Here is an 18,334-nt window from a genome sequence, read left to right on the forward strand (position 1 = left end):
AGGGAATAATTATCATCAAAACTTATAGGACAGTTTTACAAATTAAATTCACCCAACCAGTATGGATATAAAACACATTAACACGATCAGGGAATTAAAAGAGGCAGGATACAGGTCGAAAAGTATTAAAGAGGAGATCCGTGAAAACCTTATCAAAAAGCTTCAACAAAAAGAAGAAACCTTTACAGGTATCATAGGCTATGAAGACACGGTAATTCCAGATGTGGAAAGAGCATTGCTTAGTAAACACAACATCTTGTTTCTCGGGTTGAGAGGACAGGCCAAGACCAGGATGGCCCGCCAGATGACAGAATTGCTGGATGAATATGTGCCAATCATTACAGGCAGTGAGATCAACGATGATCCTTTAAAACCCATTTCAAAATATGCCCGGGAACTGATCCACGAAAAAGGTGATGATACACCTATAGAATGGATTCACCGCAGCCAGCGTTATGGAGAAAAACTGGCGACACCGGATGTAAGTGTTGCAGATCTGATTGGAGATATCGATCCCATTAAAGCGGCTAATCTCAGGCTGAGCTTTGCTGATGAAAGGGTTATACATTATGGTATCATTCCCAAGACCAACAGGAGCATTTTTGTCATAAATGAATTGCCTGACCTGCAGGCACGGATACAGGTGGCACTATTCAACATCCTGGAGGAGGGTGATGTGCAGATCCGCGGATTTAAGCTTCGTCTCCCATTGGATATATTGTTTGTATTTACCGCAAACCCTGAAGATTATACCAACAGGGGATCTATTGTCACACCTCTGAAGGACCGAATTGAAAGCCAGATATTGACCCATTATCCCAAATCACTGGAAAATGCATTGGCTATTACAGAGCAGGAAGCAGATGTCAGCGATGAACAAAAGGATAAGATCGATATCAGTGACCTGGTTAAACGCCTGATAGAGCAGGTGGCTTTTGAAGCAAGAGGCAGTGAGTTCGTGGATAAGAAAAGCGGGGTTAGTGCAAGGCTTACTATTTCAGCGTTTGAAAATGCTGTCAGTGCTGCTGAAAGAAGATCTATCATTAACAAGGAAAAGAGTACGCAGGTTTGGGTAAGTGACCTTGTAGGCATCATTCCTTCTATTACTGGAAAGATAGAGCTGGTCTATGAAGGGGAACAGGAAGGACCTTACCAGGTAGCCATGAACCTGCTTGACAAATCAATCAGGTCACAATTCATTCAATACTTTCCCAACCCCGACACATTAAAAAAACGGGCACCACGAAAAGGCGAAACACCACAGCCAGTTGATAATCCCTATAAGTCGATCATATCCTGGTTTGACAAAGGCAATCATATCAATTTGCTTTTTGGAACTACCGACAGGGAGAAGATCAACGAACTATACAAAGTTGATGGCCTGCATGCACTGGTTAAAAAGACTTTTCCAGGCGCTAACGAACAGGAGGCAGCCTTGCTGATGGAATTTGTATTGCATGGATTATCATCCTACTCACTGATCAGCAAAAAAATATTGGAAACATCAGTAGAGTTCAAGGACCTGATGGGCAGTATGTTGAATATTCAGTCTTCCTCATTATACGATGAAACAGATGAAGAAGATTTTGGCTAGTTAAAATGTCAGCAATTAAAAAGCTTCCTTGCAGGAAGCTTTTTTTATGCGATCAGCTGTATGATCACTTGCCAGGGAACCTAAAATAATAGTTATCCAAACAAATCACTGCTCAGGTAACGGTCTCCCCTGTCACAGGCAATGAACACGATAAAACCAGTTTCTAATTCATTGGCCAACCTTATAGCGGCAGAGGCGGCGCCACCGCTGCTCATCCCGGCAAAGATTCCTTCTTCCTTTGCCAGCCTGCGTGTTGTATCAACAGCATCTTGCTGGGAAATATCCATGATCCTATCCACCCTTGCCGGTTCAAATATCTTTGGCAGGTAAGCCTCAGGCCAACGCCTGATACCTGGTATCGAAGCTTCTTCTGTGGGCTGGCAACCTATGATCTGGATAGCCTCATTTTGCTCTTTGAGAAACCTGCTGCAACCCATGATAGTACCGGTGGTTCCCATGGCACTTACAAAATGGGTTATTTGTCCCTGGCTGTCTTTCCATATTTCCGGGCCGGTGGTAAGATAATGAGCCTTGTAATTATCAGGATTGGCAAACTGGTTGAGCAGAAAGAAACCTTTTTTTACTCCTTTCTCTTCGGCATAATCCCTGCATATCTCAATCGAATCCAGCAAGGTGACCTTAGCACCAAATGCTTCCATGGTAAGCACTCTTTCCCGCGTAGATGATGCAGGCATTACCAATTCGATCTCCAGGCCAAAGAGTTTTGCCATGAGGGCCATTGCTATACCGGTATTCCCGCTTGTTGCTTCTATCAGTTTGGTTTCCTTATTTATATCGCCACGCTCCAGCGCAGTTTTGATCATATTAAGCGCAGGCCTGTCCTTTACGCTACCACCCGGGTTGTTACCTTCCAGTTTGGCATAGATCTTCACAAGGGGGTTAGAATTCATTTTTTGCAATTCAACCATTGGCGTATTACCCACGGTGTCCAGAATGCCTTCCATAGGAAGTAATTAATAGTGATTAAACTTATTTTCCACAACCGTTATTTCAACATTATGGTAAACCAAAGATCCGGGAGGAACGCTTTTCGTTAACCATACGTTCCCTCCAATAACTGAATGCCTGCCAATAATTGTTTCACCTCCCAGGATGGTGGCACCTGAATAGATGATCACCTTATCCTCAACGGTAGGATGCCTCTTGGTAAAAGCCATTTGCTTGTTCACGCTTAGTGCCCCGAGTGTGACACCCTGGTATAATTTTACATGATCTCCAATCCGTGTCGTTTCTCCAATGACAACTCCTGTACCATGGTCGATCATAAAATATTCGCCGATCTCCGCTGCGGGGTGAATATCAATACCTGTTTTAGAGTGTGCATACTCTGTAAGTATCCTGGGCAGTAAGGGCACATTTAATTTCAACAATACATGCGCAATGCGGTAAAAGCACAGGGCATAAAATCCAGGGTAAGCTCTTATGACCTCAAATTCATTTCTGGCCGCCGGATCGCCATGCAGGATGGCGTGTATATCGGTATTCAGTAAACGATAAATGGAAGGTATGCTACCAATAAACTCATGCGCTACCGCTTCATTATTGCAATCATAACAGGCCTTGGTGGCGTTTAATAACCTGACAAGATCAGTTTCCAGCTTAAGAAAGCCTTCTTCAATCTCCAATGCAGATGCATAGGTGCTTTTAGACAGTTCAGGATATAACAGGCAGATCAAATGCGTTGCCCAGGCAGCAATGACCTCGTTGGACGGAACTACCTCCTTGTGCTGCTGCTTATTGAATATTTCATGGAATAAATGCTTATTCATGTTTGGTTCACGCCTTTAATAAATGAAAGGGCTTTAGATGGACCGGGAAACGCTAACAGTCCATGATATTGCTGTGCCACCCCTGCGCAAGGTTTCTGCCACAGAGCAGTATTTTTCCATGGAAAGCGTTGCAGCTTTTTCAGCTTTTTCTTTTTCAATATTTCCTATCAACAGAAACGAAACCTTAATCGATTGCCATAGTGAAGGTATCTTATCTTTTTCCCTTTCACCATCAATAATTATAGAAAGATCATCGATCTCCTGCCTTTGCTTTTTCAATATACTTACCATGTCAATAGCGCTGCAACTGCCCAAAGCACATAATATTAACTGCATAGGTCGAAAACCGGATTCCAGGCCACCATTTTCCATGCTACTGTCAGTTGCCAAAATATGCCCTTTTTCATCCTTTACCTCAAATCCAAAATCACCGTTAATTCTTTTCATTTCAACCCTGGCCATCCATCAATTTTTTATGTAGGTTTTTTTATTATTGTGATTCTTGTCGCTGTCCATGAGAAGCAGGACTATTTATCCAATACCAATATTGCGACCGGAGCTTTGCTTCAGGAACAGGTCAAAACTATCGCCTCTTAAACCAACACGCATAGTTTCCAGGGCGATCACTTCCTTCGGCTCTATATTTCCAAGATTGGCATTGCAGCCAAGCTGGCGGATAAAGTACAATTGCTGCTCTTTTTCCGGCGCTTCCCAAATGATCTTTTCCGATGGTATTTTTGTCAATATTTCTTCCACAAGACCTTCTCTTACTTCCCCTGAATTCCTATAAACCCCTTCAGTACCTGTTTCTTTGGCTTCAGCTATAAGATAAGTAGATCCTGCATCCAGTTCCGCCTGCATCATATTGATCCATTGATAGGGAGGCGTAACTTTTACCTTGTCCTTGTCTTTGGAACCCACCTCGCTAATGACAGTGCCATATTGTGAAAGCGTTTTAATATAACGGCATTTTTCTTCATGGCTGATAGATATGGCTCCATCGGAAACTTCTATATAGGAAAGACCAAATTCCTCCACTAGTTGTAAATAATCGTTGTATTGGTCCCTGATTACATAAGCTTCGAAAAGCAGGCCACCAAAAAACACAGGTATATTGTGGGACTGATAGATCTTTACTTTTTCCCTGATGTTGGGTGTTATCAATGCTGTTCCGAAAACAAGCTTCACCATATCAACATAGGGCTTACTGACTGATAACAGGTTTTCGGTCTCAGCCAAACTCATTCCTTTATCACTTATTACCGTCAGACCAAAAGACCGCGGTTGAGAAGTGCGTTCAGGGATGTTTGAAAGATTATAATTCATGAGACAAAATTAGTTGATAAATGAGCATTGACCCAGGTTCATTTCCAATAATAGAAACCTGGATACACACGATCCAAAGGCTTATATCCCCGAGTTCCTTAAAGTAATTGGCAAGGAGATAATTGTTCTTCAATTGGTGTTGAAGTCATAAGAACAAAAATGACCAAATAATGGAAGGGCCGGTGCGGCTGGGGAGAAAATTACAGATCCGAATAAGCTGTAGTGCGTAAGAAATCTATATTAATATGAGACACATTGTTTTGATATTCAGGCATTGAAGATAATTTTTTCCATACCGGGTCATTCCCAAATATTTGCCAGTGTTTTTCTCTTGCCTCCATATTTTCAAAAGAGGTCATATACATCAAATTGGGCATGTGGCTTCCAAAAACTACTTCTGAATAAAACAGTGCGTTAAAGCCCAGGCGTTTAAATAAGGCGATCTCACCACCCTGGTTGAACATTTTTACTTTGCTTTTGAAATAGTTTTCTGTGGGACTCTCATAGCTGCGCAACTCATATACCCTCTCTTTGATATTGCCATTTAATTGCGTTTTTGAAACCTGTGGCATTAACTCAAAACATCTTAGCATAATGTTTTCAAATCTCACATAGGGTGCTTTATCGTGACCGGCCACAACATAATCACTACCCTTTGCCTCCAGACTTTTATCTTTTTCCAATTGCTGATTTAACCGATCTAATTGTTGAATGGAAGCAAACGGAATGATCAAATAGATCCTTTTATCCAGGGCTGTATCATTGGCCATATTGGTAAAGACCCCTATCATTTTATGACCGGCTTTATGCAAGGCAGGAACATAGGCCTCCTGAAGATATTTGTTGACCTCTTTCAATTGAACCGAATCCCTGGCATGGTAAACACGAAGTTGGATATATTGACGATCTTGTGCATGGACATTAAAAGATGTACAACTAAAGGCTAAAATTACCAGGAGCATGGCTGACATCTTTGTGTTCATATCCTACGAAATTTGTGTAAATATAAACCAGTGCGGTTTTTAAAATATGTAAACAGCCACGGGGCTTCATCATTTAAATAATATAGGGCCGTGATGCATTTCACAGCCCTATCTCTACATAGTAGTTTATTGAGCTTTTTAGAATTTATACCCAAAAGATACCCCACCATAATAGGGAACAAAAAAGCCATTTCCAAATACAGGATTGATGAATGCCCTGAAAGTAAAACCACCATCTTTAGGTTGCATACGATATCCAAAAAGTATATGTCCGAATGTATCGGCAAAATCGCCTGTTCCAGTGCCAATTACCGGTGTTATGCCGGCACCCATTTCAAAATAATTCTTGCTATCCTTACCAAGAATATAGTTTAAACCAATAGGTACAAAAACAACGCCTGCACCATCATTTAAGCTAAAGCCACCAATACCAATACGCCCACCTAAACCATCTTCCTTATTGCTGAAACGGGTATCAAAATTAATAGATGCCAACCCCGGACCACCTAATTCTGCATACATAGATCTAGCCTGGGAATACGCAACTGTAACCAGGAGCGTGAAAATAAAAAGCGATACGATTTTCTTCATAAGGTAATTTTTCAGGGTCCAAACATACAATTAAGTGCTACAAACTAAAGAGGTTACCATAGAAATTATTGATTATGGAAGGATGATACTGAAATGTTTACCCTGAAATAGCTTTGGAAATAAAATAGATATTCAATAGCAAATAAGTTACGAGTACAACCTGCGCAGCTATCATATCAAATTTAAAAGCCTTACGCAACTTGTTTTGTTTGACAAGCAGCAATGAATAAGCAGTGGCAGTAATAATGGCAAAAATAAAGAACAGGGTTAATCCATGCAGTGTATCTACCAATGTGAAACTTGTGGATTCAGGCAAGGAGGAATCAATGATGTATTTATTACCTATTACCGCAAACAATGAACCCACACTGAGGCCAAACCTGGAATCCATTCCATCGGAGTGAATATAAAAACAAACATAGGCTATCAGGAAGGCGATATACATTCCCAGGAACATTTTCCAGAATAATCCTGATGCATCTCTCTTTATTCCCAATCTAACTTTGAAAGAACTATATTCTGTGTGAGGGGTAGCCATCGTTTCGTCCCCAAAGGCCGTTTCGTACTTTTTAATACCATTAGTAATTATACAACTATCAATTGACCACCCGCTTAGCGTAAAGCGTGGATCAAAATGTTTCCCTACAGTATCGGGTATAAAGACCAGGGACCTGGAATCAAATTGTGAATTTTCAAGAGAAAGACGAAGCGTTTGCCTGTCAAAAGGGAATTTGGAGATCTTCCAGGAATCCTTCATTATGCATTGCAGCTTCATTTGCATAGTTACTACCGGTCCTGAACTATCAACAGTGGCAAAAGACCTGGTGACAGATTTTGCCTGTGGAACTTCAAGGTTTTGGAGGAAATCAAAATGCCTGTTCCTGTATTTTAACCAAAGCCAGAAATTGATAGCATATTCTTTTTGTTTAAAATCAATATCGTGGATGCTGGTAATATAAATGCCCACTTTAACCTTATCGGGATGTGTTTCCTGCGCAAGGGATCTAAAACTTAGAGAAACACTGCAAAGGATGAGGGATAAAATCAGCAGGGATTTGATTGGTTTATGTTTCATGATACCGGATCACTTTAGAGAAATATAAATTTACTCAGGGAGCTTTTCAACTGCCAAGTTAATTATTTGAGTGCATAATCAAAGAAACTGACTAACTGCAGCATTTATCCATCATTATGTACAAGCGTAACGCCCTGTAGAGACAGGGCGTTACATTGGGAAATTAAATCTCAATACGAGATCTGCGAACTTATCATTGAAATGTTTCTTTAATGTTGCCTTTACATTATGTAAATGTTAAGCCTTATTTGCCATTGCCTTTTCTTTGGGTATGTTTGATCACCTTGGCTTCCAGGTAAAAAATGATCTCTTCAGCAATATTTTCCGCCTGGTCACCCACTCTTTCCAGTCTTCTGATTATCGATAAAACATTTAAAGCCTGTTGCAGATCTTCAGGATGATCTTTCAGATACGTGATCAATAAATTATTTGCCTTTTTATTGATCTCGTCTAAAAATTCATCTCTTTTAAATATTCCCCGGGCGTCTGTTGTCTTTTCATTCTCAAAAGCCAAAAGGATCTCCTCAACTAATTTCACGGCTTCTCCATACATCTCCACTACCTTGGTATGGTCAAGCAAAGCCTGCTTAAATGGCTTATCCGTATCTATGATCAATTTAGCTATTCCTTCGGCTATATCCCCTACCCGCTCCAGGTTCGTATTGATCTTTAATACGGCCAACACAAACCGCAGGTCTACAGCTACAGGAGAATAAATTGCTAAAATATTTTCGGAGTTTTTATCGATCTGTAATTCTGCAGCATTCACCCTTTTTTCTATCATCACGATCTCCCGTGCCAGGTCTTTATCAAAATTAAGCAGGGCCGACAAGCCTTTGGTAAGCTGGGAATGTACCAGTTGCCACATCTCGATAACCTGCTCTTTTAATTGTTTGATCTCTGTTTGAAATTGTGTCATAATACAGTTTTAAAGGAATCCAGGATCAACTAAATCGTCCTGTAATATAATTCTGTGTTCTGCTGTCCTTTGGATTAATAAACATTTCCCTTGTATCATTGTATTCTACCAGTTCTCCAAGGAAGAAAAAGGCAGTTTTATCACTAACCCTTGCAGCCTGTTGCATATTATGTGTAACGATCACCAGCGTATAATTCTTTTTTAATTCATGCATCAGCTCCTCGATACTTGAAGTTGATATTGGATCAAGGGCCGAAGTAGGTTCATCCATCAACAGAATTTCAGGCTCCATAGCAATGGCACGTGCAATACATAACCTTTGCTGCTGACCGCCCGATAAAAATGTGCCTTTCTTATGCAAGGTATCCTTTACTTCATTCCATAGGGCTGCCTTTTGCAGGGAATGCTCAACGATCTCATCACGCTCTTTTTTGGAAAGTTTGAAGCCATTGAGCTTATATCCTGCTATTACATTATCATAAATACTAAGGTTCGGAAAAGGATTAGGACGTTGAAAGACCATACCAATCTTTAAGCGTACCAATATTGGATTCAGGCTGTAAATATCTTCTTCATGAAGAAGCATTTCTCCCTGCACACTCGCACCCGGGATCAGTTCATGCATACGATTGATACACCGCAGGTAGGTTGTCTTGCCACAACCAGAAGGGCCCATGACCGCAATGATATGATTCTTCGGAATGTCCATGGATACATTCTTAACCACATGATTGGCACCAAAATATGCATTAAAATTCCGGCTACTTACAATTGTACTTTCCATCTTCTAGTTATCAGCTTTGTTATTAAGTTCATTGACAGCACCCAGATCAATAATATAAGGGAAGCACCCCATGCCAGGTCGTGCCATTCATCATAGGGGCTGGTAGCATAATTAAATATGAGCAATGGAAGTGTTTGCATAGGCTTTAAAACATTTGTTGTCAGGTAAGGATTACCAAAGGCTGTGAATAAAAGAGGAGCTGTTTCTCCGGCGATCCTTGCTACCGACAACATTACCCCTGACAGTATCCCAGACATGCCACAGGGAATGATCACTTTTAGTATCACCTTATGGTAGGGCAATCCCAGGGCAAGCCCGGCCTCCTTTAATGTGTCTGGCAATAATTTCAAAGTCTCTTCTGTGGACCTTATCACGATGGGCAACATCATTAAGGCGAGTGCGATACTGCCTGAAAATGCAGAAAAGCCACCTCTTGGTTTTACCACCCAGAAATAAATGACAATACCAATTACAATTGAAGGTGTTCCCTGTAAAACATCAACGGCCAGCCGGCTCCAGTAGGAAAGCTTTGCATTTTTATTCTCGCTCAGGTAAACACCGCAGAGGATTCCAAAAGGAACAGCAATAATTGTTGCCAATAAAACAATGAGTATGCTACCTACCAGCGCATTGGCGATACCACCGCCCATCTCACCTACCGGCTGGGGAATATTCGTTAAGAATTGCCAGCTTAGTTTGGAAAGGCCGGTTTTCAACACATAAAATATGATTGCAATTAGCGGTATGGTGATCAGAAATGAATAAATGGAAATAACCACTTCTGAGGCTTTGTTCTTGGCGATACGGTATTTTATCTGGTTGTGTATATTCCTTCTATTCATTTGAAAACCGTTTGATGATCATTTTGCCCAGGATATTCACTACCACAGTAACCAGGAAAAGCACCAGGGCCAGTTCAATCAATGCTGCCAGGTAAACAGACCTGTCGGCTTCCGTAAATTCATTAGCGATCACACTGGCCATGGTATTGCCTGGAGCAAAAATACTCGTGGGCATAATGCTTGTATTTCCTATGACCATTGTTACAGCCATAGTTTCACCCAATGCTCTTCCCAATGACAAGAGCATGCCTGCATACAAACCCGATTTGGTATAAGGTAAAATAACATGCTTCAGAACTTCATAACGGGTAGCACCCAGCGAATAAGCACCCTCCTTTAAAGCAGAAGGTACCATGCGGATCAGTTCCCGGCCCAGAGATGCTGCATAAGGAATGATCATTACAGCCAACACCAGCGATGAGGTAAATATGCCAACACCATAGGTGGCCACACCCAATTTTGCTTCCAGCGCCCGTACAATGGGAACCAGCACGACCAGCGCCCAAAAACCGTATATAACTGATGGAACAGCTGCAACCAGTTCCACAATATTTTTCAACAGGCCGGATATCCAACCTGTGGGTTTATATTCCCCCAGGTATATGGCTATGGCATACGAAAATGGAATTGAAATGACCAGGGCCAGGAAAGATGTGAGCAGCGTTCCTACAAGGAATGGCAGTGCACCGTATACATTACTTACAGGGTCCCAGGTCTTTCCCCAGAAATAGGAAATGCCCAGGGCCTTGATGGAAGGCATGGCATGCAACACCAGGGTAATAAAAATTCCCAGGGTAATCACCACCATGATCAGTGCTGTTAGAACCAGTGTCCTTTTAAATGCCGTTTCAGTTCTTATTTTCCCGTACGAAAAGATCTTGGAAACTCTTTGCATGTGAATATATAATGGTGACATTACCCGCACGATGCTTTGTTGGTAATGCCACCAGGGAAAAAACTATTTCTTTAAAATGGGCTGGCCATTGAATGTTGCTGATTTTAAAATATTCTCAGCTACTGTAATTGCTGCAGGTGAAAGACGTGCATAATTTAATCCTTCACAATATTCCTGTCCCTCGTGAATATTCCACCATAACAGGTTGAGTAATTTAGTTGCCTTTTCCTGCGAACGGTTGTTATAAGACTGCTCCTTATAAATAAGCGCCCATGAAAATCCACTGATCGGGTAACCATCAGCAGCTTCAGTATTGGTCAGGGAAACTTTAGCATCCGCTGGCAATTGAATATTGCCGGCGGCACTGGTAGAAGCAACAGATGGTGTAATGTACTTGCCGGCCTTGTTTTGAACGCTGGCAAAAGCCATTTTATTCTGGATGGCGTATGCAAGCTCAATATAGCCTATGGCTCCGGGCGTTTGTTTTACCAACCCTGCCACACCTTCATTTCCTTTACCACCAAGTCCAATCGGCCAGTTGATTGAGGATCCTTTACCGGGCTTGGTGTTCCATTGTGCATTTACTTTGGATAAATAAGTTGTGAAAATGTTTGTTGTACCACTACCATCCGAACGATGGACCACAACAATTGGTGTGGAAGGCAACCTGACACCTGTATTTACTGCAGCAATTTGCGGATCATTCCAGGCTTTTATCTTACCTAAAAATATATTGGCAATAATCTCCGGGGTCAGCTTCACCGTATCCTTTAAATCTGCCAGGTTATAGCTTAGTACTACAGCTCCTGAACACATAGGAATATGCAAGGCTGCCACACCCATCTTTTGCTCCTGTTCTTCATTGAGAGGTGCATCGGAAGCACCAAAATCAACTGTTTTATTGGTCAGTTGCAGGATACCACCACCAGAACCTATAGACTGGTAATTCACCTGTAATCCATTGGCCTTATGGTATTCAGAAAAAAGCTTGGAAAATAGCGGGTAAATAAAAGTACTGCCTGCGCCTAAAATGGTGTTGTCATCCCCTGACCCTTTGCCAGCCATTTGACCAGGTGTAGCATTATCTCCTCCATTACAGGCCATTAATGTCATGGCTATAACTGAAAGGCTAAAAAATATTACGCTTCTTAAATTAGATCTGTGTAATTGCATATTGAAGATTTTGTTGAATCATTTATCTACCAAAAACAAAATAAAAAGTTGCCCTGTATACCAGGTCATAGTCCTTCCTGGCTTTTCCTGTTACATCACTGCGTTCACTTTCATACCGGTTATACCATATATTGGGCATAAGGTGTACATTTTTAATGGGGGTGAAATCCAAACCCGCCGTCATGAACTGTTCTTTATTGTTGGGTTCAAAATTGGAAGAGAGCGGGTTATACACCTGGTAATAAGCTGCATTATATTTTGTGTCAGGATTATACCAATCATACCTGGCAAAAAAGCCGAGTTTATCTTTTACAATGGATCCACGTAAAAAACCGGAAATGCCTGTAGCATCTGCATTTAAAGTATCCCTGGCAGTACCACCCACAATAGGCCTTAATCCTACCACATCTTCCTGCCCATGACTTTTAAATGCTTCCACACCCAGGGTGAGATTGGGGGTATTGTACGCTGCAAATCCTTTGAGCATGTTCCGGGCATGATGAAAACCCGGCGTCCAGTTCAGTCGTTCATAATCTGCAAACAAACTTAACACCAGTTTTTTATCTAAAAACTTAGCATATACATCACCGTAAAAATGTTTAAACTTATTGGTTTCGGGCCTTGCGCCTGACCCGTTCCCCACCATCAGGTTATAACCAAAGTTGCCCGTTGCCGGATCGAACTTACCTTGTAATGAAAGCCCCAGGTCAAATGATGGCATGCGGCGGATATCTGTTATGGTGCGTTCTATAGAACGGTATCCCCACACAGGTTCTTCTACCAGCGAAAATACAGGTGTAGCGGCCTGCCCTATTACCAGATCAGTGCCTTTCCAGATATTTTTCCATCGCAGATTGGCATATTTAATATAGAAAGTAAACTTACCGTTTGCTGTAAGGTCACCACCGATGGCACCCGTGGGGGCACCTGCATTATCCTCTGCAGCCAGCAACAATTCTGCAGAAAATTTTGGATGAATATCATAATTATACCCCAGGTAAATACGGCGAAATTGAAAAGCATTTCTTCCCTGTTCAATACCCGTATACTGATTAGCTCCACCCCTGCTGAGCGAATCACTATGCCCTTTGTAATAGTAATCTCCGAATGAATAGCCCCAAAGCTTACCGCTGGGCTTAAAACTGGAGTCTGCCTGGTCTTGTGCGTTGGCACTGGATGCTAAACATAGATCCATGCACGCCAATAAAGTCAAATACATTAAATATTTTACCCGCATATTGATTTAATTTTCCCACTGCAAAAAGAGGAAGACTATATTACCAAATTGTTAAGCCAGTATTACGATAATGTTATTCCTGCTGATAGACTATAGCAGAAACCCAGGTATTAAAGGCAGATTGAAGAGATGTTTGGAGAATTAATATTGAACCAGGACAGTTGTCTTAACTTAAAACAAAATATAATTTACTTATTGTTAATCGATTGGATAAATTAACCTAAAGGAAAAATAAAAAGTATACAGGTTAAAAAATATTTACTTCCCTTTCGAGTGTTATTCCGAATTTATCTTCCACTGACCGGATAATATCTGTGCTCAACGCAAAGATTTCACTCCCGGAAGCGTTTCCATAGTTGACAAGGACCAGGGCTTGTTTGGAATAGCAGCCCGCATCTCCTTTTCGGAATCCTTTCCAGCCACATTGTTCAATAAGCCAACCTGCCGGTACTTTAATAAATCCTTCATCTGCAGGAAAGGAAGGAATACCAGGGTATTTTTTTTCCAATACGCTGAATTTTGCCTGTTCCACTATTGGGTTTTTAAAAAAACTACCAGCATTGCCAATCATTTTTGGATCGGGCAATTTTGATGAGCGTATGCGTATAACCGCTTCTGAAATAGTTTGAATACTCAGGTCCCGGGCACCCATTGCATCAAGTTCCTGCCTGATGGCCCCATACTTTGTATTGAAAGCGGGAATCTTATTCAAACGGTAAGTAACCGATGTGATTACAAATTGTCCCTTGTATTTATTTTTAAATACGCTCTCACGGTATCCAAATGCACAATCCTGTAATGAAAAGCGGGTAAGTTGTTGCTCTTGTAAATGATAGGCTTCCAGTTCATGAAATACATCTTTTATCTCTACCCCATATGCTCCTATGTTTTGCATTGGAGAAGCACCAATATTTCCGGGTATCAAAGAAAGGTTTTCCACACCGGCATATCCTTTAGACACACAATACAAAACAAACTGGTGCCAGTTTTCTCCAGCCCCTGCTTTTACATACATATGATCCTGGTCTTCATGAACCATTTCAATACCTTTCAACTCATTTTTTAAAACGAGTCCATCATAATCTTTAGTCAATAAAATGTTGCTTCCTCCACCCAGTACAAGAAGATCGACTTTATTGGAATTCCTGTATGCCAAAAGGCTTTCCAACTCAGTTAATGAAGAAAATGAAGCATACAATCGTGCATTGGCATCAATACCAAATGTATTATAGGCTTTGAGTGAAATATTTTGCCGGATCTGTACCATTGATTTTTTAAACTTCTCAGTTGATAAAATTATATAGCGTCTACATCCGGAACAATGACCACTTTTTTAAAACGGGTTTCACTATGCAGCTGGCTGCTCTCATTGAGTATATCTTTTTTACACCTGGCGATCAACTGGCTGTCTCTTGGAAGCTTTACCAGCAATTCCATCAGGAACATATTTCTTACCCTGTTTACCACAGGTTCTGCCGGTCCAACAAGGTATTTACCATATGGTACTTCCAATGCCCGTGCAAACACATGCGCAGCATCAGTGACCACATCTCTTTCCTTGTGCCTGAACTGAACCTGTATGATCCTTGAAAATGGCGGATAAAAGAATTGTTTTCGTTTTTCAATTTCTTCATTATACATGCCAACGAAATCATGTTGCAACACATGCAATAGCACGGGATGCTTTGGATTAATGGTTTGGATCAACACCCTTCCGGCGCTATCCCTTCTTCCTGCCCTGCCGCTCACCTGTTCCATGAGTTGGAACGCCCGTTCATTTACACGGAAATCTGCAAAATGAACCAATGCATCTGCATCTAAAATACCCACGAGGTCCACGTTATCAAAATCAAGTCCTTTTACCACCATTTGTGTTCCCACCAGTACATCGATCTTCTTTTGTTCAAACTGCTGAATCAATATATCATGAGCATTTTTATTCCGAACAGTATCAATATCCATACGCCCAATTTTTACACCCTCCAGTTCTGTTGCCAACACTTCTTCTATTTTCTCTGTTCCAAAGCTTCGCTGTACCAACTTATCGCTTCCGCATGCCTGGCAGGTAGCCGTTATGGGGTAAATGCTGCCACAATAGTGACATTTTAATTTGTTGGAGAATTTATGGTAAGTAAGAGATACGTCGCAGTTTCTGCATTCTGCTATCCACCCACATACAGTACAAACCTGGTAAGGCGCATAGCCCCTGCGGTTTTGAAAAAGTATGCTTTGCTTTCCTTTAGCTGCTGTTGCTTTTATTTCCTCCAATAACCGGGGGGAAAGCATGATCTTTTCTCCTGTTTTTTTAGCAATGGTTCTTGTATCAACAATCTCCATGGCGGGAAGTTTTACATCTCCGAAACGCTCCGGTAATTCAACCAAACCATATTTTTCCTGCCTGGCATTGTAATAGGTTTCAAGCGAAGGCGTGGCGCTTCCCAACAATACTTTCGAATGCGTCAAAGAAGCCATATAAATCGCTGCATCCCGACCATGATAACGAGGTGCAGGGTCCTGCTGTTTGTAAGAAGAATCATGTTCTTCGTCACAAATGATAAGGCCAAGGTCGTGGTAAGGAAGAAATAAGGAAGACCGGGCTCCCAGTACTATTTTTAGTTCTCCTGTCTTAACCTTATTCCAGATCTCTACTCGTTCATTCTGACTGAATTTTGAATGATATATCCCTATGTATCCACCGAAATGTCTTTGAAGCCTCCTGATGATCTGGGAAGTAAGCGCTATTTCAGGTAACATATAAAGGACCTGCTGACCCTTTCGAATGTATTGTTCTATAAGTTTAATGTACACATGCGTTTTTCCACTAGAGGTGATGCCATGTAACAGGCAAACCTGCCTGGAATCAAAACACAGCTGTACTTTATGATAGGCATCCTGTTGGGATGGCGTGAGTTCAAAATCAACAAAGATATCTTTGGGTGCATAATGCAACCTGTCAACGCTTCTTTTCTCTATCCTCAGAACACCTTTTTCTATCAGACCTTTCACCTGGGCATCTGTAGCATTGCTTTTTTTAAGCAATTCTGTTTTTGTTACTTCTCCCTGCGTTTTCATCAGGTGCAGGTAGGCCAGCAGCAATTCCATTTGCTTAGGTGCCCGTCCCCAATTATTTAATAATTCAGACAAACGGTCCTCGTTATCATACTCATGTTCCAACAGAACAAAGCTTTCCTTTTTAGCATTAAACGTTTGCTTCAATGATTCCCAAACAAAACAAACCTTCTTTCCGATCAGGCGGTTGACGATTGGATAAACATGCGTGACATCGAGGATCTGCTGCACTTCTGATAAACGTAATTCATGCTTCAGCAATAATGCTTCAGCTACCAGGTATTCCTCGTTATCCAGCTCGGAAAAATCATCTCCAAATTCTTCATTATAGATCAGGATGGTTTCACTTGACAATTTGAAATGGGAAGGCAGTGCGGCTGCCATTACTTCGCCTTCACTGCACATATAGTATTCTGCCATCCATTCCCAAAACTGTAACTGGTAGCGCTGTATGACAGGTTCCGGATCCAGGATATTAATGATCTCCTTGGCCTCAAAACTCAGGGGTTCTTCTGAGTGAATTCGTTTGACAACACCTGCATATTTTTTATTCTTACCCAGGTTCACTTCCACCCTGCATCCCACCTGGATACCATCCAGCATACTATCAGGGATCTTCCATGTGTAATTCCTGGGTAGGGCGAGTGGTATGATGACTTCCGCAAACATTTCCTGCCTGTAAAAATAATGGAGAACAAAGATTAATCAGGATTTATAAAAATCTGGCTTCCTGAATAAAATAAAGACCAAGATCAGAAGCAATCAAACGCTTGATGTCTGCGGGGTAAAGGTGATCCATGCTGCATCCCGTTTTATTAGTTCTGCCTTCATTATGGCAAATACTTTTTCTTTTAATTGTGAAACATCCTTCGTTGTCAGGCCATCAACAGGAACTTCAGGCAAAAAGAGGGCACGGCTCCTACCGGGATTTAAAGAAAAAATGGAAGCATAGTGCATGCGCGAATAGGCGTCCAATAACAATACAGGTTTGATCGGTGTGCCTGTTTCAATGGCAATCCGGAATGCACCATCATAAAACTCTTTTAGCGGTTCATGACTCAAATTGAATGTTCCCTCCGGGAAAACCAGCACTGAAATGCCTTTTCGCAACACTGATTTCAGTACCTGTACACTTTTTGACCTGTTAGCCGAACTGCTTCTGTCAACGGTAACTATTACATTCCTGTATATAAATCCAAAGATGGGGATCCTTGCCATCTCCACTTTGCCCAATGGTCTTACCGGATGTCGAAAGGCCTTTGGAATGATGGCAGAATCCAGGTAGGAAATATGATTGGCTACATAAATGTAAGAACGGTCTTTCTCAGGTTTTTCAAGGTAGATATTTTGATGGCGGATGCATAGCAGGAAGAACCAAATATCTGCCCATACAACACAACCATAATAAATTATATTACCAGCCCTGATCCTTCCCAGTGGTAAAACAGCTAAAGCGAGGATAAAAACAGGGATCATCAGCGCCACGAAAAGAACAAAAGCATAGATCACGTACAGCCATTGAAAAGGCTTGAGGATAGCTCGCATCAGTTGTAGTTTTTCTGCGCTTTTTCATAGGGTGATCCGGGATCTCCGGGGCAATGGCATTCAAAGTCCTGGTCCAGGTTATAGCAGGTGATCACTTTAGTCTTTTGATCACACTGACCAAATATTACACGCAGGTGTTCCCTGTCATGCGTATATCCCTGGACAGCATATACAGGACAGGGAGACTCATTCACTTCACTTTTGGAATAATTGATCTCACCACTGCGCATGATATCTTCAATATCTTCCTGGCTGATATGACGGCATTTCATCCTGCATTTGGCATGGGCTGTATATTCGATATAGGACAATGTCCGATCAAACCCCCGGTTTCGTTGGCCCGCCTTTGTTTCCCTGTCCGCATGTTTTGGATTAGGGTCTTCTCCTTTACAGCGTTTAATAAAAATAACTAGTACCGCCAGCAGGATCAATACCAGGTATGGTGCAGCTTTTTTCATGAATGGCTTTAAAATGCCAATATAATAATTATAAAGCTGAGGCAGGAAATGAA

The 18,334-nt window shown here is 41.5% G+C and carries 18 protein-coding genes; 1 reads left to right on the forward strand and 17 read right to left on the reverse strand.

The features are described 5' to 3' along the window. Nucleotides 1–61 precede the first annotated feature (61 nt). Nucleotides 62–1,594, forward strand: coding sequence for a magnesium chelatase (locus BP74_RS02420; protein ID WP_496370707.1), 1,533 nt, complete (start codon nt 62–64; stop codon nt 1,592–1,594). A 92-nt stretch (nt 1,595–1,686) separates the two neighbouring features. On the opposite strand, the gene cysM is transcribed toward BP74_RS02420, so the two are convergent. The 17 genes from cysM to BP74_RS02505 form a co-directional block, all read right to left on the reverse strand. Next, entirely contained in the window at nt 1,687–2,559 is an 873-nt protein-coding gene (gene cysM / locus BP74_RS02425) for a cysteine synthase CysM (protein WP_496370709.1), read from the reverse strand. Nucleotides 2,560–2,568: 9 nt separating this feature from the next. Next, nucleotides 2,569–3,384 (reverse strand): serine O-acetyltransferase EpsC, encoded by an 816-nt coding sequence (gene epsC / locus BP74_RS02430; protein WP_496370711.1) that lies wholly within the window; start codon nt 3,382–3,384, stop codon nt 2,569–2,571. 33 nt (nt 3,385–3,417) lie between these two features. Next, entirely contained in the window at nt 3,418–3,846 is a 429-nt protein-coding gene (locus BP74_RS02435; RefSeq protein ID WP_496370713.1) for an OsmC family protein, read from the reverse strand. A gap of 69 nt (nt 3,847–3,915) precedes the next feature. Then, nucleotides 3,916–4,710: a phosphosulfolactate synthase gene (locus BP74_RS02440; protein ID WP_496370715.1), complete on the reverse strand. Its 795-nt coding sequence runs from the start codon at nt 4,708–4,710 to the stop codon at nt 3,916–3,918. Between the two features lie 200 nt (nt 4,711–4,910). Then, nucleotides 4,911–5,693, reverse strand: coding sequence for an NIPSNAP family protein (locus tag BP74_RS02445; RefSeq protein ID WP_496370717.1), 783 nt, complete (start codon nt 5,691–5,693; stop codon nt 4,911–4,913). A 138-nt stretch (nt 5,694–5,831) separates the two neighbouring features. Beyond that, a complete protein-coding gene (locus BP74_RS02450) occupies nt 5,832–6,284 on the reverse strand; it encodes a hypothetical protein (RefSeq protein WP_496370719.1) in 453 nt (150 codons plus the stop codon). Nucleotides 6,285–6,381: 97 nt separating this feature from the next. After that, a complete protein-coding gene (locus BP74_RS02455) occupies nt 6,382–7,359 on the reverse strand; it encodes a ligand-gated ion channel (RefSeq protein WP_496370721.1) in 978 nt (325 codons plus the stop codon). 244 nt (nt 7,360–7,603) lie between these two features. Beyond that, the gene (gene phoU / locus BP74_RS02460; protein WP_496370723.1) at nt 7,604–8,278 is read right to left on the reverse strand and encodes a phosphate signaling complex protein PhoU; all 675 of its coding nucleotides are present in this window, start codon (nt 8,276–8,278) and stop codon (nt 7,604–7,606) included. 25 nt (nt 8,279–8,303) lie between these two features. Next, a complete protein-coding gene (pstB, locus tag BP74_RS02465; RefSeq protein ID WP_496370725.1) occupies nt 8,304–9,062 on the reverse strand; it encodes a phosphate ABC transporter ATP-binding protein PstB in 759 nt (252 codons plus the stop codon). Beyond that, nucleotides 9,044–9,904: a phosphate ABC transporter permease PstA gene (gene pstA, locus BP74_RS02470; RefSeq protein WP_496370727.1), complete on the reverse strand. Its 861-nt coding sequence runs from the start codon at nt 9,902–9,904 to the stop codon at nt 9,044–9,046. The genes pstB and pstA overlap by 19 nt, the downstream gene beginning before the upstream one ends. Beyond that, nucleotides 9,897–10,799 carry a phosphate ABC transporter permease subunit PstC gene (pstC, locus tag BP74_RS02475; protein WP_496370729.1) on the reverse strand — a complete coding sequence of 301 codons (903 nt, stop codon included), beginning with the start codon at nt 10,797–10,799 and terminating at the stop codon, nt 9,897–9,899. The genes pstA and pstC overlap by 8 nt, the downstream gene beginning before the upstream one ends. 63 nt (nt 10,800–10,862) lie before the next feature. Continuing rightward, complete coding sequence (pstS, locus tag BP74_RS02480) at nt 10,863–11,972, reverse strand: phosphate ABC transporter substrate-binding protein PstS (RefSeq protein WP_496370731.1); 1,110 nt, start codon at nt 11,970–11,972, stop codon at nt 10,863–10,865. A gap of 22 nt (nt 11,973–11,994) precedes the next feature. Beyond that, on the reverse strand, nt 11,995–13,167 hold the full coding sequence (locus tag BP74_RS02485) for a hypothetical protein (protein ID WP_496370733.1): 1,173 nt from the start codon (nt 13,165–13,167) through the stop codon (nt 11,995–11,997). Between the two features lie 289 nt (nt 13,168–13,456). After that, nucleotides 13,457–14,476 carry a UDP-N-acetylmuramate dehydrogenase gene (murB, locus tag BP74_RS02490; RefSeq protein ID WP_496370734.1) on the reverse strand — a complete coding sequence of 340 codons (1,020 nt, stop codon included), beginning with the start codon at nt 14,474–14,476 and terminating at the stop codon, nt 13,457–13,459. Nucleotides 14,477–14,505: 29 nt separating this feature from the next. Continuing rightward, nucleotides 14,506–16,947 (reverse strand): replication restart helicase PriA, encoded by a 2,442-nt coding sequence (priA, locus tag BP74_RS02495; RefSeq protein WP_496370735.1) that lies wholly within the window; start codon nt 16,945–16,947, stop codon nt 14,506–14,508. Between the two features lie 93 nt (nt 16,948–17,040). Beyond that, nucleotides 17,041–17,823 (reverse strand): lysophospholipid acyltransferase family protein, encoded by a 783-nt coding sequence (locus BP74_RS02500; protein ID WP_496370737.1) that lies wholly within the window; start codon nt 17,821–17,823, stop codon nt 17,041–17,043. Beyond that, entirely contained in the window at nt 17,823–18,281 is a 459-nt protein-coding gene (locus tag BP74_RS02505) for a DUF4258 domain-containing protein (RefSeq protein ID WP_496370739.1), read from the reverse strand. The genes BP74_RS02500 and BP74_RS02505 overlap by 1 nt, the downstream gene beginning before the upstream one ends. Between the last annotated feature and the right edge of the window lie 53 nt (nt 18,282–18,334).

The sequence above is a fragment of the Flavisolibacter ginsengiterrae DSM 18136 genome (assembly GCF_059568575.1).